Source organism: Pseudomonas knackmussii B13 (assembly GCF_000689415.1).
Lineage (GTDB): Bacteria > Pseudomonadota > Gammaproteobacteria > Pseudomonadales > Pseudomonadaceae > Pseudomonas > Pseudomonas knackmussii.
Window position 1 is genome coordinate 5,751,212 of sequence record NZ_HG322950.1, and the last position, 14,152, is coordinate 5,765,363.

Below are 14,152 nucleotides of genomic sequence, written 5' to 3' on the forward strand. Positions count from 1 at the left end.
GTTCAATTATCTATGGGTACTCAGCATGCCTCTGACGGCCTTGCAGGTGAAGAACGCCGCGCCACGCGAAAGCGACTATGGCCTTGCTGATGGTGGCGGTTTATTTCTTTGGATTCGCGCGGCAGGTGGCAAGTCTTGGCGCTTCCGATTCCGCCTGGATGGCAAGCAGTCTCATATTTCCCTTGGCACCATCGACAAGGTAACGCTCGCGCAGGCTCGGCAGCTGGCCTCGGATGCTCGCCAGCTTGTGGCGCAGGGGCGGCACCCCGGGCTTGAGCGGAAGGTAATGCGAGCTCAGGCGGCAATATCTCGCGCCAATACCTTCAAGAATCTTGCGCTGGAGTGGCATCAGCACAAGGCACCTCGCTGGTCGGCCGGGTACGCCGATGATGTAGTGGAAGCCTTCGAGCTGGATATTTTCCCTCAAGTGGGAAACCTGCCGCTAACTGACATCAAGCCGATGCAGTGGCTGCAAGTATTTCGCCGCATTGAGTCGCGGGGCGCTCTAGAGAAGCTGCGCAAGGTTCGACAGCGCTGCCAGGAGGTGTACCGTTTCGCGATTGCCACTGGTCGCGCCGAGTACAACCCTATTGCCGATATTGGCGGAGCACTGCAGACGCCTACCTCACGGCATTACCCCTTCTTGCCCATTGCTGAAATCCCGGCACTGATACGCAGTATTCAGGGGTGTCCAGGACATGACGCAGTGAAGATCGCCACTCGCCTGCTGATCCTGACCGGAGTGCGCACAGCTGAACTGCGTGGCGCCCCGTGGTCGGAGTTTGACCTCGACAAAGCGCTCTGGCTGATTCCTGCAACGCGCATGAAGATGCGCCGCGCCCATCTAGTCCCACTCTCCCAGCAGGCGGTGGCCGCACTGCGCGAGTTGGAACGCATTACTGGCGGCTACACGCTTGCATTCCCTGGCCGTAACGACCCGGCAAAACCCATGAGCGAGGCCGCCATCAACCAACTGCTGAAACGCTCCGGCTACGACGGGCGTGCCACAGGTCATGGATTCCGCCACACAATGTCTACCACTCTGCACGAGCAGGGATATCCCAGTGAGTGGGTCGAGACTCAGTTGGCTCATGTGGACAAGAACAGCATTCGTGGTACCTACAACCACGCCCAGTATCTGGAGGGGAGGCGAGAGATGCTTCAATGGTATGCCGATCACTTGAGTTGCCTTAAATGACCAGCTCCCAGCCTAAACGCTATGTGCGACGCCATCTCGTTATGCGTGATACCCCAGTTCGGCTGAGCGAATTCGTTGATGAATACAGGCAGGAGCTAAGGTGTAGTCGCGAAGAGGCAGCCTTTGCGTCTGCTGATATTTTCCGCCCTCTCATGGCCGGCCATACAGTCCTCAGCGTAGAGACCTGCAGGGTTGCAAATGTGCTTGATCATGAGGCTCATCGAGATACAGGGGGCCTACAGGCCGTGAGGCTCATTAGGTACTTCGAGCTCCAAGCGCTCAGCAAAAGCAAGCGCGAGCCGTTTATCTTGGTTGAAGACGACTCAGGCATAGAGCTCCCCGTGTCTGATGCTGCTATCTACTTCTCACCATCACTCCTGACCAGGCTAATCGAGGAGCATTTGGGGCCACAGACACCCCACTTCATCTGCAATGGCGACTTTTACAAGAAGCAAGGTGGCGATGCCCCGGCGACAGAAAAAGAGCAACTCCGACTGCGGGAAATCCACACGGTACAACGGCTTACCGGGGCACTTGTTGCAATGGTCGCCGCTGCTGCCAGGCAAGATGAGGCGTGCCGTGTAATTTTGAACTCGAAGATTTGCGAGAAGGACTCCGCAGGCAAAGGGCCTTACGCGATCGCTGAAAGCCTCGCATTTATCGCTGATCGATTAGGCATCAGCGATTTCCCCGACACTGATACGGTGGCGAGGTATCTTCCGCTGAAGCGGAAAGGAGCGTAAGCAAACGCCACTGTTTCAGGTGCATCTGTTTTCCCGAATTCGGTTTTTATTGCCAGCGCGTGCCATTCAATCCAGAGCCATCGCAACAGGACTCATGGAGACCTCGAATGGCACTGGTATCACCCGTAACTCCTGCACTTCTGCGTTTGCCCGGTGTTTGCACCCAGGTTGGCTTGAGCAAGTCGCAGATCTACCGACTCATCCGTAGTGGCGAGTTCCCGCCCCCGGTACGGCTTGGCCCGAATTCGGTCGCCTGGCCTGCTGAGCATGTCCATGCCTGGATCGCAGACAAGGTTCTCGCGTCATCTGGGCAAAGGCCTTGATGAGTCGTTATGAGGAGCGCATTGCAAAGATTCGTCGCGGGCCCGGAAACGCTGCCAAATCAACGCTGGTAGCGCCCCGCTCACGCCAAGAGAGCTCTCATGACGGGAAGGAAGAAGCTGCTTCCCGCCACATGTTTTTGCCCGGTTTTGCCATCGGGGCTTTTCCGAACCACCTCAATCGGTCGAGCCTGATTGCTCCGATCGCTCGCAGTGAACGCAAACAACACTCGAAGACCAAGATGGTAACGCGCCGAGATTGCGTCTTGGAGTACAGCGGTGAGCAGCTGGATGAAGCCGATGGGGACCTGATCATGGCGCTGATCGCCTTCGCGCAACCGTTTCCGCTAGGAGACCCCGTTCGACTGAATCGCAAACAACTGCTTAGGAAGATCAAGCGCGGGGCCATCGGCAGTTCGCAGTACGAATGGCTTTATCGAAGCATGAAACGTTTGCGCGAGGCGACGCTGTTCCTCGAGGCGCTTAAGCCAAATGGCTCTACCCGATACACAGTGGGCAAGATGGAGTCATTCAGCATCCTGAAGAGCCTCAGCTATGACAGCGAGACCTACCGCTACACACTCGACCCGCACTGGATCTTGATGTTCGGAAATCGGGAGTACAGCCTGATTGACTGGGAAAAGCGCTTACAGATCCGACGCGGGCTGGACATGGCCAAAACGCTGCAGCGGCTGATCGCCACGTCCTCTGACCGAGTGCAGCGTTACGCACTTGAGGGACTCATGGCCCAAATGGCGTATGGCGGGCGTCTGCGAGACTTCCGTGGCAGCCTTGGTCGAGCTGTATGCGAGCTGGAGCGTCTGGAGATCATCACCAGGGGCAGCATTCAGGAAAGCAGTAGAGGCAAGCCGCAGCTGGTTCTTTGGCTTATTCCGTAGTGTTGTGCCGCGGTGGCATAGCCTCGCGTTGTTGATGGCATAGCGTCGCTCTTTGGTGGCATAGCACCGCGCCGCAGTGGCATAGCCTCGCAGAGATAATCCGCAATTTATTGATTTTGTTATAAAAAACACAGAACGATAGGCTTCTACCTTATATCTACCGTACTTCTACGCGCAGAGCCTGTGAATAACCCATTGCGCCATCAGCCCCATGCTTACCCAAGGCGCAATCATGGGGTTGCAAGCATGCGGCTATTCGCGCCGCACCTTATCCAGCAGGGCCACGACCTGCTCTTCCGTCATTTCTGCCAGGGCCGCTACACCGGCACGAACAACGTCTGAGCGAGAGGCTCGGAATCCACGCGGGATCAGGCTGATGCGATCAATTTCCTCACTGATTTGGTCTGTCAGCGAGAAGGTGACACGCTTAAAAACCGCCGCACTCTGTGCTGGGGTATTCGGTTTGAGCATCGTTTGTCCCGGATTGTTATTTAAGAGCTGCAACTTACGTAAGCGAGATACCCTTTTCAACCCCGTGAAGGATTTGGCGCGATTGATCGCACTGCGGCGGCCTGGCTTCAGGTCAGACGGACATCATGCTGAAAATCAATATTACGTAAGTTGCTTAAGTTAAGCGTATCGCCTATGATTTCCCCACAGCAGGCCGCCCACGCCTGCTCGCCGGAATCTGCTCGCCAGGAGGCGCGTCATGGCTATTGCTGAGTTCACGCTGGATGCAGGGCTCGTCGTGTCGAGTGAGCTGCCGATCCTGGATGAGGGTGAGTCGATCATTTTCCGCCGGTGCAGCTACAGAGGTCAGGCGTCGCTGCTCATCGAGATACTGAGTGATGGTCGCGTAGCAGACGCGATTGTCTTTCCGGGATTGGTCACCGGCCGGTTGCCGATAGAGCTGGCCCGGCTGTAGACACGCTGGCTATGTGGAGCAGTCGGTGGCCCTGAATTCGCAGTTTCATAACGTCTACCTGTCCATGCCGATGGAAGCCAGCTTGCTGCCTGAGCTCCAGGGCTTGCCGTATTGGGGGCGGGCAGTTCACGAGATTCTCCAAGAGGTAAATCCGCTCCTTATGCGCCGGCTGGCGGAAGGCCAGAGGTTGAAGGCCTATATCGAGCGGAAGCAGGACTATCTCCAGGGGGAGGCTGCGCGACTTGAACGTGAGTGGCGACGGCTAAACCCGCTGGGTGCTGATACCGGCTACCTGGCTCGCGCCAATTGGCAACGGCACTGCAAGCTGGCGGTGCGGGAACTGCTGATTGATGAGCTCGCCAAGAGCCTAATCGGCAGCACTGCAGATCTGTAGGAATCGATCGTTCAGAGCCAGTGATGGCAAAGGAGTTGCAGCTATGTCGGCAGTCAGATCTTTCCTGGGAGCGGTTTGGTCGTATGGCGTTTCTCTGCCGCTGTACGTGATGTGGAGCGTTGTCCTCAGTTCTGTAAGAGCCGCTTTCGACTTCTTCTATCCGCGCGGCTACAGGTCATGCAATGAACTGGCAGATGTGTTCGTCGAGGAGTGCGCCAATCGCCCTGCCGGGCAGTCCGTCCGCCTGCCTTGGGTGGATAGCTCGGCAACGCATTCACTGGTGATGAACAACACTGGCCGCCTGCTTTCCTATGTGGCCATCGCCAGCGGCTGGTTCGGTGTGGCAGTGAAGGACTCCGGCACCAGGTACCGGCCCGAGCGCACCTATCGCTACTACTACCGCCGCAGCCTGACCGGCAACTGGTTTGCCGAAATATGGTCGGTGCCGAAGTCCGGCTTCATTGCTGCCGCGCTGGCCATCCCGTTCGTGGATATGGCGCGGGACGTGATGAAGGGGCGCATCTACGCGAACGGTGAGTTTGTGGCTCTCCCTGGGCATGAGGGGCTGATGCTACTGGTGGCTGGGTTGCTGCTGGTGGTCTGCTTCCTTCCCCGTGCAATCCTGGGGCGGGGTACTCACTTCGCGGCGATAGCGCCGATCAATGGCGGTGCTTTCGGCGGCTATGGCTGTGCCCAGGTCATCAACTGGGGCGCAGCAATGGCCGGGCTGTCCTACCTTTGGCTGGCAATGGGGACCGAGTGGAATTTCCCCGCTGCGCTTAACTATTGCGCCGACGTGCTTGCGAAACTGTGGTGGATGACCGGCAACGGGTACAAGCAAGATGGCTTGCTGATGACCTTGTTGATGACACCGGTAACGCTGCTGCTGGGGGCGATATTAGGATCGGCTTGCACGGTGATCCCGGCAGCGGCTTTCTGGTATGTCTCCCTGCGTTTCATCGCTGCGCGCAACGCCAAGGCTCAGCTTGAGGCCCTGCCGTTCAACTCGATTCAGGCCGCTATGTATCGGGGCAGCGATTTTGAGAGAGCCGCCGAGCTAGTCGCCCCGCAGGTAACCCTTGGCTACTTGGTCTACATCGGACTGACAGTTGGCATCATCCTCTATCCCATCCAGGTATGGGTGCGGTCACTTTTCTGATCTCCTCCAGACGCGCTATGTGATGAAGCCCCGTACCCGGGGCTTTGCCCCGACTAACTACCCCGGAAAGTCAGCGCCTCAACCGCTGGCAGCCACTGGCCAGACGCTATGCGAGTTCACACGTATGTGATCGCCACGGACGCAGGCTCAGCGCCAAACTACGATCCGCCGGCCGTTACGCTGGCTGTCTGCAAGCCGCGCATCCGCAAGAAGGCGAAGGTTGGCGATCTCGTGCTCGCATTTGCAGGTTCAACGGTGAATCCCCTCTCAGGCCACAGCGTCGTCTGGGCCGGCATCGTCTCAGAGGTGCGTAATCGCATCGCACTTGACCGCCCAATTGCATTGCCGCTGACCACCGTTTGCATCCGACTTGACCAGTCACGCCGAAGAGGCGACAGGCAGAAAACGGCCAATAGCTGCCCTTCCGGTTACCCTGGTTCGTCTTAGCAAGACGAACCATTATCCGCAATTGACAGCCGATATCTGCCCGCCGCGAAGAGCCACTCCCGCGCAAAAATGCTAAAGCCCAAGGCCCAATTGAATGCCACTCCCCCCGCTGGCGCCTTCCTGTTTCAGGGCTCCTCAGAGCAAATAGGGCCCAAGGAGCCCCTGAAGAAGAGCGTCCGAACTGGATGAAATACCCCTTTCCCGATTGAAGGTCGCGGTCGCGTCGAATTGGGCGACGGCACGCCGAGATGACAAGTGCCAGTGCGGAAATCCGTCGCCACGTCATTTCTCGGCCCATCTGCGCGCATTCTCCTCCGCGCGTGCGGCAGCCTCTGCTTTATTGGCTCTTTCTACCGGCTTTCTCGGTTGCGGTCGGGCAGGCTTGGAATCGACTCTTCCACAGAACTGCCGCCAAGCGCGCCGGCAGAGGCTCAAGACGTGTTTCCACTGGCGTTTGAAACGTGCCTGCAGGGAGCGTTTCATGACTCCTGCTGCTCCTCGCTCATCAGGTCGTCATCGCCACGGGCAGCGCGCTGTGCTGCTTCAGCGTTCTTCGCTTCGCTCGCTGGGGGCGCGATTCTGCCGGCCTCCCTGACGGCGTCGGCCAGCTTCTGCCGTCCCGACTCGGCTCGCAAATTCGGGTTGGAATAGTCTTCAGCTCTCGATAGCCGTGGCGACTCGCGGCGTGGACCTTGCGGATGTACCTGCGCCTTCGGGCGGCTAGATTCGTTGTTCGGACCTTGCTTGCCTGACTTGTCCATAAAGACCTCGTGGATCACCCCGCTCTCGCGTCATTGCGAGGTGTCGGGAAACAGACAATGGCAACCCACGGCCAGCGTGTCGGTGCGCTACCCCGCTTACCGCCGCAGAGGGCCGAAGGGAGCGCCTGCGAGCGCACCGCGCGAACGCCCGGCACGTCCAGGGCAACCGTTGCGGCCAGCCGCCGCTTGCAGTCCTCGTCAACCGTTCCACTCAGGGTGGCTCGCCCTGTCTACACGAAGGCGACCAGGCTGCTGGTGCGCAACTCGGCGCGCTGCGCATAAAGGGTGACGATGCGTTTTTCCAGGCGGACGTCGGTGGCGTCCTGCGCACCCCATGGCCTTCGCTCCCGAATTCAAGCTTCCAGCATGCCGCCGGCACGCCGGGGCATCGGTGCGCCAACGCACCGATGCCGGGCACCGCCCGCGCGCAGACTGGAGTTGTGGCTGCACTTGCAGCCCTTCCCAGGAGAACCATCATGGTCGGCTATCGCCACCAGGTATCGGGCGTCTTCGCCCGGCAGGTCCAGGCCGAGAGCGCCCGCCAGCGGCTGATCGGCCAGGGCATCGCCGCCGAACGACTGCGTATCCTCGCTGCCGAGGCCCTGCCGCCCATGACGCGCTCCCGCAGGGTCAGGCGCTCGTTGTGGCAGATGCTCACGAGCGGCGCGATCGGCATGCTCTTCGGCCTGGCCGTGAGCACCCTGACCGCGCTCGCCCTGACGCAGCCAGACGGCAGCCTGTTCAGCGGTACGCCACTGGTAATGCTGGGCTGGGGCAGCGCGCTCGGCGCCCTGCTCGGCGGCATGGTCGGCGCATCGGCCGATGCCGGACAGATCGACAAGGCCTTCAGCTACGCCATCGCCCACGGCGAGGTGGTCCTGCTGGTCGAAACCCGTTCGGCACGCGAGACCCTGCTTGCCCGCGACACCATCGAAGCCTCCCTGGGCGTCGGCACGCACATGGACATCAGCCTGATCTGACCGGCGGGCTGGGTACGCTAGCGAACAGACAGCCCCCTTCGGCGCCGGCAGGGTAAAGACGCGGCAGATCGCCCGGCAACCCATCTCCAGGACACAGACACCGGGATGACAGTTGCACTTTCCAGCCTCGAAGCAGGAGAACCCCGATGCCGACCGACCATTCAGATGCTTTCGTCTTCTTCGGCGTGCGTGGCGATCTGGCGCACAAGAAAGTCTTCCCCGCCTTGCAGGCGCTCGTGCGCAGCGGCGAGCTGGACATGCCGGTGATCTGCGTCGCCCGCGCAGGCTGGACCTCGGAACAGCTGCAGGACTGGGTGCGCGCCAGCCTTGAAGAGCACGGAGGGGTCGATCCCGACGCCTTCGTTCACCTGTGCAGCCGCCTGCACTACGTCGATGGCGGCTACGACGATCCCCAGACCTATGTCCACCTCAAGCAGGCTCTGGGCGGCGTGGCGCGGCCGCTGTACTACCTGGCCATCCCGCCCAGCCTGTTCGACAGCGTGGCCCGGGCGCTGGCCGCGGCCGGCTGCGCCGACAACGCCCGCGTGGTGCTGGAGAAACCCTTCGGCCACGACCTGAGCTCCGCCCAGGCGCTGAACCGTTCGCTGCGCGAGGTCTTCCCCGAGTCGGCAATCTTTCGCATCGACCATTACCTGGGCAAGGAAGCGGTGCTGAACCTGCTGTACTTCCGCTTCGCCAACGCCTTCCTCGAACCGATGTGGAACCGCAGCTACATCGACAACGTGCAGATCACCCTGGCCGAGGACTTCGGCGTGCAAGGCCGCGGGCACTTCTACGAAGAGGTCGGGGCGATCCGCGACGTGGTGCAGAACCACCTTTTGCAGGTCATCGCGCTGCTGGCGATGGACGCGCCGCAGGGCAGCGACACCCGCTCGATGCGCAGCGAGAAGCTGCGCCTGCTGCAGGCCATGCGGCCGCTGGACGCGGAACAGGCGGTACGTGGCCAGTTCTACGGTTACCGCGACGAAGTGGGCGTCGCGCCGGACTCCCAGGTGGAAACCTTCGCCGCCCTGCGCCTGTACATCGACACCTGGCGCTGGGCCGGCGTGCCCTTCTACATCCGCGCCGGGAAATGCCTGCCGCTCAGCGTCTGCGAAGTCCTGGTGACGCTCAAGCGCCCGCCCCTGACGGTGTTCGATGCACGCCCGCAGGCGCGGCCGAACTACTTCCGCTTCCGCCTCGGCCCAGAGGTCACGCTCGCCACCGGCGCCTACGTCAAACGCCCCGGCGAGGCGATGCGCGGCGAGACCGTCGAGCTGGTGGCGCACCATTCACCGGACCACGACGAGTCGCCCTACCAACGCCTGCTCGGCGATGCCCTGCGCGGCGACGCCAGCCTGTTCAGCGGCGACGAATGCGTCGAGGCGGCCTGGCGCGTGGTCGAGCCACTGCTGCGCCAACCCGGCGCGCTGCACAGCTACACCCCGGGCAGTTGGGGGCCGGCGGCCGCGGCCGGCGTGCTGGACGTCGACGACCAATGGTACGACCCACAGGCGGAGGCCCTCTCGCCATGCTGAAAACGCAACCGCTGGTCATCCTCGTCGATGTCGACAACACCCTGCTGGACAACGACCGCTTCGTTGCCGATCTCTCGGCGCACCTCGTCATGGCTTTCGGCCGCGCCCAGAGCGCGCTCTACTGGCAAGCCTTCGACGAGCTGCGCAGCCAGTTCGGCTACGCCGATTACCTGGGCGCCTTGCAACGCCTGCGCGACGGCAGCGACAACCAGGCGGAGCTGCTGCGGATGTCCGCCTTCCTGCTCGACTATCCGTTCCGCTCGCGGCTGTATCCCGGCGCCCTGGATACGCTCGAGCACCTGTGCGGCCTGGGCCGAACGGTGCTGCTCAGCGATGGCGACATGGTCTTCCAACCGCGCAAGATCCAGCGCTCCGGGCTGTGGGAGGCGGTCGACGGCCAGGCGCTGATCTTCGTCCACAAGGAACGCATGCTCGCCGCGGTGCAGCGCCACTTCCCGGCCGTGCACTACGTGATGATCGATGACAAGCCGCTGCTCCTGGCGTCGATGAAACGCGCCATGGGGCCGCGCCTGACCAGCCTGTTCGTCCGCCAGGGACATTACGCCGCCGAGGCGAATACGCGGCGCATCGCGCCGGCGCCGGACATTGGCGTCGAGTGCATCGGCGACGTCCGCGCACTGCGCCAGTCTGACCTGGTCAATGCCGGCGCGAACGCCCTTCCGACCTGCGAGGCCATCCCATGAGACCGACCCAGCAACTGCACGACCTCGGCCAGAGCCTGTGGCTGGACAACATCAGCCGCCCGCTGCTCGACAACGGCACCCTGCGCCGCTACATCGACGAACTCTCGATCAGCGGGCTGACTTCCAACCCAAGCATCTTCGACGCCGCCATCGCCGGCAGCAGCGCCTACGACCAGAGCATTCGCGAGAAGGCCCAGGACGGACTTGCCGGCGAGACGCTGTTTCTCGAACTGGCCCTGGAGGACCTGCGCCGTGCGGCGGACCTGTTCCGTCCGCAGTTCGAGGCGAGCCACCGCCTCGATGGCTGGGTCTCGCTGGAAATCTCGCCAAACCTGTCCGGCAACACCGTCACCACCCTCAAGGCCGCGCGGCATGTCCAGCGCCAGGCCAATCGTCCCAATCTGCTGGTGAAGATTCCCGGCACCCACCAGGACCTGGAGGCGATCGAAGACGCGATCTACGCCGGTGTGCCGGTCAACGTCACCTTGCTGTTCTGCCGCGAACACTACCTGGCTGCCGCCGAAGCCTACCTGCGCGGCATCGAGCGGCGCATCGCCAACGGCCTCGACCCTCGGGTCGGCTCGGTGGCCTCGCTGTTCGTCAGCCGCTGGGACGTGGCGGTTAACGACCGGGTGCCGGCCGATCTGCGCAACCGCCTTGGCCTGGCCATCGCTGGGCGCACCTACCAGGCCTACCGCGAACTGCTCGACTCGCCGCGCTGGCGTCGTCTGGCCGCCGCCGGCGCGCAACCGCAACGGCTGCTCTGGGCGAGCACCGGGAGCAAGGACCCTGAAGCTTCCGCTACCCTCTATGTCGAAGCCCTCGCCGCGGCGGATACCATCGACACCCTCCCGGAGAACACCCTGCAGGCCTTTGCCGAGCGCGGCTCACTGGAGCAGAGCATGGCCGCGGACGGCGTCGATGCCGAGGCCATGCTGGCACGCTTCGCCCAGGCCGGCGTGGACCATGCCGCCCTGGCGGACCAGCTGCAGGAAGAAGGCACCCAGGCCTTCATCGCCGCCTGGCGTAGCCTGATGCATCGCATCGAAGAGAAGAGCGCCGCCGTCGATCCGCGCCGGCGCCTGGCGCACTGAACGGCCCCCACGGAGAAGTATCCATGAGCAGCGGTATCAGTCCCCTCGCCGGCCATCCTGCACCCGCGGCACAGCTTATCGACCCAGACAAGCTGCGCGCGGCCTACGCCGACCTGCGCCCCGACCCCACGGAGCCGGCGCAGCGGGTCGCCTTCGGCACCTCCGGGCACCGCGGCGTCCCCTTCGATCGCACCTTCAACGAGTGGCACGTCCTGGCGATCAGCCAGGCGATCTGCGACTACCGCAGGCAGCAGGGCATCGACGGCCCGCTGTACCTTGGCGTGGACACCCACGCGCTGTCGCAGCCGGCGTTCGAGAGCGCCCTGGAAGTGCTCGCCGCGAACGGCGTGGACAGCATGATCGCCCGGGGCGGCGAGTACACTCCGACCCCCGCCGTATCCCACGCGATCCTCGCCCACAACCGTAAACGCAGCGGCGGGCTGGCCGACGGCATCGTCATCACCCCATCGCACAACCCGCCAGACAACGGCGGCTTCAAGTACAACCCGCCCTCAGGCGGCCCGGCCGGCGGCGACGTCACTTCAGCGATCGAGGCGCACGCCAACACCCTGCTCGCCAACGGCCTGAAGGGCGTACGGCGCACACCCTTCGCCCTCGGCCGCCTGGTCACCAATACCCATGGATTCGACTTCCTCCGCGCCTACGTCAACGACCTGGCCCAGGTTGTCGACTTCTCCGCGATCCGCGGGGCCGGCCTGCACCTGGGTGTCGATCCGCTCGGCGGCGCCGGCGTGCATTACTGGGGGGCCATCGCCGAGCGCTACCGGATTGACCTCGAGGTGGTCAGCGAAGTCGTGGACCCGACCTTCTGCTTCATGACCCTGGACTGGGACGGCCGCATCCGCATGGATCCCTCCTCGCCCTACGCGATGCAGCGTCTGCTCGGCCTGCGCGAGCGCTACGACCTGGCCTTCGCCTGCGACACCGACCACGACCGCCACGGCATCGTCACTCGCAGCGCCGGGCTACTGCCGGCGAACCACTACCTGGTGGCGATGATCGACTACCTGTTCCGCCATCGGCCGCACTGGAGCCCGGCCGCCGCCGTCGGCAAGACCCTGGTCAGCAGCGCGCTGATCGACCGCCTGGCCGTCCGCCTCGGGCGCCGCCTGCACGAGGTGCCGGTGGGCTTCAAATGGTTCGTCGACGGCCTGCTCGACGGCAGCCTCGGCTTTACCGGCGAGGAAAGTGCCGGCGCCTCCTTCCTGCGCCACGACGGCACGGTCTGGAGCACCGACAAGGACGGCCTGGCCGCCGCCCTGCTGGCCGCGGAAATCACCGCGCGCACCGGCAGCGACCCGGGTCAGCGCTACCGCGAGATCGCCGAGGAACTGGGCGATCCGCTGGCCGACCGCGTCGAGGCGCCGGCCAGTGCCGAACAGAAAGCGCGGCTGGCGAAGCTCTCGCCGGCCCAGCTGACCGCCAGCGAACTGGCCGGCGAGAAAATCACCCAGGTGCTCGACCGCGCGCCGGGCAACCAGGCGCCGATCGGCGGCATCAAGGTCTGCGCCGCCAGCGGCTGGTTCGCCGCGCGGCCGTCGGGCACCGAGGCGATCTACAAGATCTACGCCGAGAGCTTCAAGGATGCCGCCCACCTGCAAGCCATCCTGCAGCAGGCGCAGAGCATGGTCGACGGAGCGCTCGCGGGCGACTGAGCCCACGGCGCCCTGCCTGCCCCCTAGCCCTTGCGCACCTCGTGGCCGCCGAACTGATTGCGCAGCGCCGCCAGCAGGCGGTCAGCGAAGGACTCGGCATCGCGCGAGCGCAGCCGGGCGATCAGCGCATGGGTGATGACCGGCGCCGGTACGCCCAGGGCGATGGCTTCGTCCACCGTCCAGCGGCCCTCGCCGGAGTCGGCGACGTAGGGGGCGATGTCGTGCATGTCCGGGTGTTCGGCCAGCGCCTTGGCGGTCAGCTCCAGCAGCCAGGAGTGCACCACGCTGCCGTGGCTCCAGATTTCCGCGAGCTGCTGCAGGTCGAGGTCGAACTCCTGCTTGTGGTGCAAGATCGAGAAGCCTTCGGCGTAGGCCTGCATCAATCCGTACTCGATACCGTTGTGGATCATCTTCGCGAAGTGCCCCGCGCCCACCGGGCCGACCCGACCCCAGCCGCGCCCGGGCGCCGGCGCCAGGCACTCGAACAGCGGCCGCAGGCGCTCCACCGCCGCCTCGGCGCCGCCGATCATCAGGCTGTAGCCCTCGGCCAGGCCCCAGACGCCACCGCTGGTGCCGCAGTCCACGTACTCGATGCCGTGCTCGACGAAGGTCGCAGCCCGACGCTGGCTGTCCAGGTAGCGGGAATTGCCGCCGTCGACCAGGGTGTCGCCGACCTGCAGCAACGGCAGCAGGGCCTCGAGGGTGGTGTCGGTGATCTCGCCGGCCGGCACCATCAGCCAGAGCACCCGTGGCGGTGCAAGCTTCGCCAGCAGCGCGGCCAGCGAGTCCGCCGTTTCGGCGCCCTGCTCCTGCAGCGCCGCGCGCGCTTCGGCCCTGGGGTCGAAACCCACCACCGCGTGGCCGCCGCGCAGCAGGCGCTGGGCCATGTTGGCGCCCATGCGCCCCAGCCCGATCATGCCGAGTTTCATGCGAACTCCTCCTGTAAGGGGGCGCTGGCCAGGGTTTAAATGCTCCCGTCGGCGCACTAGCCGCGTCCTGATCCGTACCGACAGGCGAGTACGAGTGTAGGCGTCGGGCACAGTGCGGCTCTCAGCGGCCCCAGGTCGAACGCGTGGAAAGGCGTGGCGGCGAGCACGGAGGACAAGTGTCCAGCGCGCTGGCTAGTGCCGAGGCGCGCGTTCGATCAGCAGCATCAAGGCGAGGATCGCGAGTATCAGCAGGACGTGGATGAAGCCGCCCAGGGTGTGCGCGGTTGCCATCCCCAGCAGCCACAGGGCGGCCGGGACGACCACTAGGGCTTCGAGCATGTCGGTTCTCCCTCCTGCCGCGGGCAGGATTGCATGAGCCTTCAGC

At 63.7% G+C, this 14,152-nt stretch carries 17 protein-coding genes; 13 read left to right on the top strand and 4 right to left on the bottom strand.

What is annotated here, in order from left to right; translation table 11 throughout:
• The first annotated feature begins 25 nt into the window (after positions 1–25).
• From PKB_RS26860 to PKB_RS26875, 4 genes are all read left to right on the top strand, one after another.
• Positions 26–1,198 (top strand): tyrosine-type recombinase/integrase, encoded by a 1,173-nt coding sequence (locus PKB_RS26860; RefSeq protein ID WP_043256114.1) that lies wholly within the window; start codon positions 26–28, stop codon positions 1,196–1,198.
• Positions 1,195–1,941 (top strand): hypothetical protein, encoded by a 747-nt coding sequence (locus PKB_RS26865; RefSeq protein ID WP_043256116.1) that lies wholly within the window; start codon positions 1,195–1,197, stop codon positions 1,939–1,941. Before PKB_RS26860 ends, PKB_RS26865 begins: the two co-directional genes overlap by 4 nt.
• Before the next feature lie 107 nt (positions 1,942–2,048).
• Positions 2,049–2,264, top strand: a complete 216-nt coding sequence (locus PKB_RS29435; protein WP_043256118.1) for a helix-turn-helix transcriptional regulator — start codon at positions 2,049–2,051, stop codon at positions 2,262–2,264.
• Positions 2,264–3,160, top strand: coding sequence for a hypothetical protein (locus PKB_RS26875; RefSeq protein ID WP_242411197.1), 897 nt, complete (start codon positions 2,264–2,266; stop codon positions 3,158–3,160). Before PKB_RS29435 ends, PKB_RS26875 begins: the two co-directional genes overlap by 1 nt.
• 252 nt (positions 3,161–3,412) lie before the next feature.
• On the opposite strand, the gene PKB_RS29775 is transcribed toward PKB_RS26875, so the two are convergent.
• Positions 3,413–3,631 carry a ribbon-helix-helix domain-containing protein gene (locus PKB_RS29775; RefSeq protein ID WP_156958087.1) on the bottom strand — a complete coding sequence of 73 codons (219 nt, stop codon included), beginning with the start codon at positions 3,629–3,631 and terminating at the stop codon, positions 3,413–3,415.
• Between the two features lie 238 nt (positions 3,632–3,869).
• On the opposite strand from PKB_RS29775, the gene PKB_RS26880 reads away from it, so the two are divergent.
• The 4 genes from PKB_RS26880 (at position 3,870) to PKB_RS30650 (ending at position 6,085) form a co-directional block, all read left to right on the top strand.
• Complete coding sequence (locus PKB_RS26880) at positions 3,870–4,085, top strand: hypothetical protein (protein ID WP_043256123.1); 216 nt, start codon at positions 3,870–3,872, stop codon at positions 4,083–4,085.
• Positions 4,086–4,110: 25 nt separating this feature from the next.
• Positions 4,111–4,479 carry a hypothetical protein gene (locus PKB_RS26885; RefSeq protein WP_043256125.1) on the top strand — a complete coding sequence of 123 codons (369 nt, stop codon included), beginning with the start codon at positions 4,111–4,113 and terminating at the stop codon, positions 4,477–4,479.
• A 43-nt stretch (positions 4,480–4,522) separates the two neighbouring features.
• Complete coding sequence (locus tag PKB_RS26890; RefSeq protein ID WP_043256128.1) at positions 4,523–5,638, top strand: hypothetical protein; 1,116 nt, start codon at positions 4,523–4,525, stop codon at positions 5,636–5,638.
• A 108-nt stretch (positions 5,639–5,746) separates the two neighbouring features.
• Positions 5,747–6,085 (top strand): Nmad2 family putative nucleotide modification protein, encoded by a 339-nt coding sequence (locus PKB_RS30650; protein ID WP_422613519.1) that lies wholly within the window; start codon positions 5,747–5,749, stop codon positions 6,083–6,085.
• A gap of 479 nt (positions 6,086–6,564) precedes the next feature.
• Here the strand turns inward: PKB_RS30650 and PKB_RS29780 are convergent, their stop codons facing one another.
• A complete protein-coding gene (locus PKB_RS29780) occupies positions 6,565–6,864 on the bottom strand; it encodes a hypothetical protein (RefSeq protein WP_156958088.1) in 300 nt (99 codons plus the stop codon).
• Positions 6,865–7,322: 458 nt separating this feature from the next.
• On the opposite strand from PKB_RS29780, the gene PKB_RS26895 reads away from it, so the two are divergent.
• The 5 genes from PKB_RS26895 (at position 7,323) to pgm (ending at position 12,838) form a co-directional block, all read left to right on the top strand.
• Complete coding sequence (locus tag PKB_RS26895; RefSeq protein WP_043256130.1) at positions 7,323–7,826, top strand: hypothetical protein; 504 nt, start codon at positions 7,323–7,325, stop codon at positions 7,824–7,826.
• A gap of 146 nt (positions 7,827–7,972) precedes the next feature.
• Entirely contained in the window at positions 7,973–9,364 is a 1,392-nt protein-coding gene (gene zwf, locus PKB_RS26900) for a glucose-6-phosphate dehydrogenase (protein WP_043256132.1), read from the top strand.
• Positions 9,358–10,068 (top strand): HAD family hydrolase, encoded by a 711-nt coding sequence (locus PKB_RS26905; RefSeq protein WP_043256134.1) that lies wholly within the window; start codon positions 9,358–9,360, stop codon positions 10,066–10,068. The genes zwf and PKB_RS26905 overlap by 7 nt, the downstream gene beginning before the upstream one ends.
• Positions 10,065–11,162, top strand: a complete 1,098-nt coding sequence (tal, locus tag PKB_RS26910; RefSeq protein ID WP_043256136.1) for a transaldolase — start codon at positions 10,065–10,067, stop codon at positions 11,160–11,162. Before PKB_RS26905 ends, tal begins: the two co-directional genes overlap by 4 nt.
• Before the next feature lie 23 nt (positions 11,163–11,185).
• Positions 11,186–12,838, top strand: a complete 1,653-nt coding sequence (pgm, locus tag PKB_RS26915; RefSeq protein ID WP_043256138.1) for a phosphoglucomutase (alpha-D-glucose-1,6-bisphosphate-dependent) — start codon at positions 11,186–11,188, stop codon at positions 12,836–12,838.
• A gap of 23 nt (positions 12,839–12,861) precedes the next feature.
• Here the strand turns inward: pgm and gnd are convergent, their stop codons facing one another.
• Positions 12,862–13,767, bottom strand: coding sequence for a phosphogluconate dehydrogenase (NAD(+)-dependent, decarboxylating) (gnd, locus tag PKB_RS26920; RefSeq protein ID WP_043256141.1), 906 nt, complete (start codon positions 13,765–13,767; stop codon positions 12,862–12,864).
• A 192-nt stretch (positions 13,768–13,959) separates the two neighbouring features.
• Entirely contained in the window at positions 13,960–14,106 is a 147-nt protein-coding gene (locus tag PKB_RS29785; protein ID WP_156958089.1) for a lmo0937 family membrane protein, read from the bottom strand.
• Between the last annotated feature and the right edge of the window lie 46 nt (positions 14,107–14,152).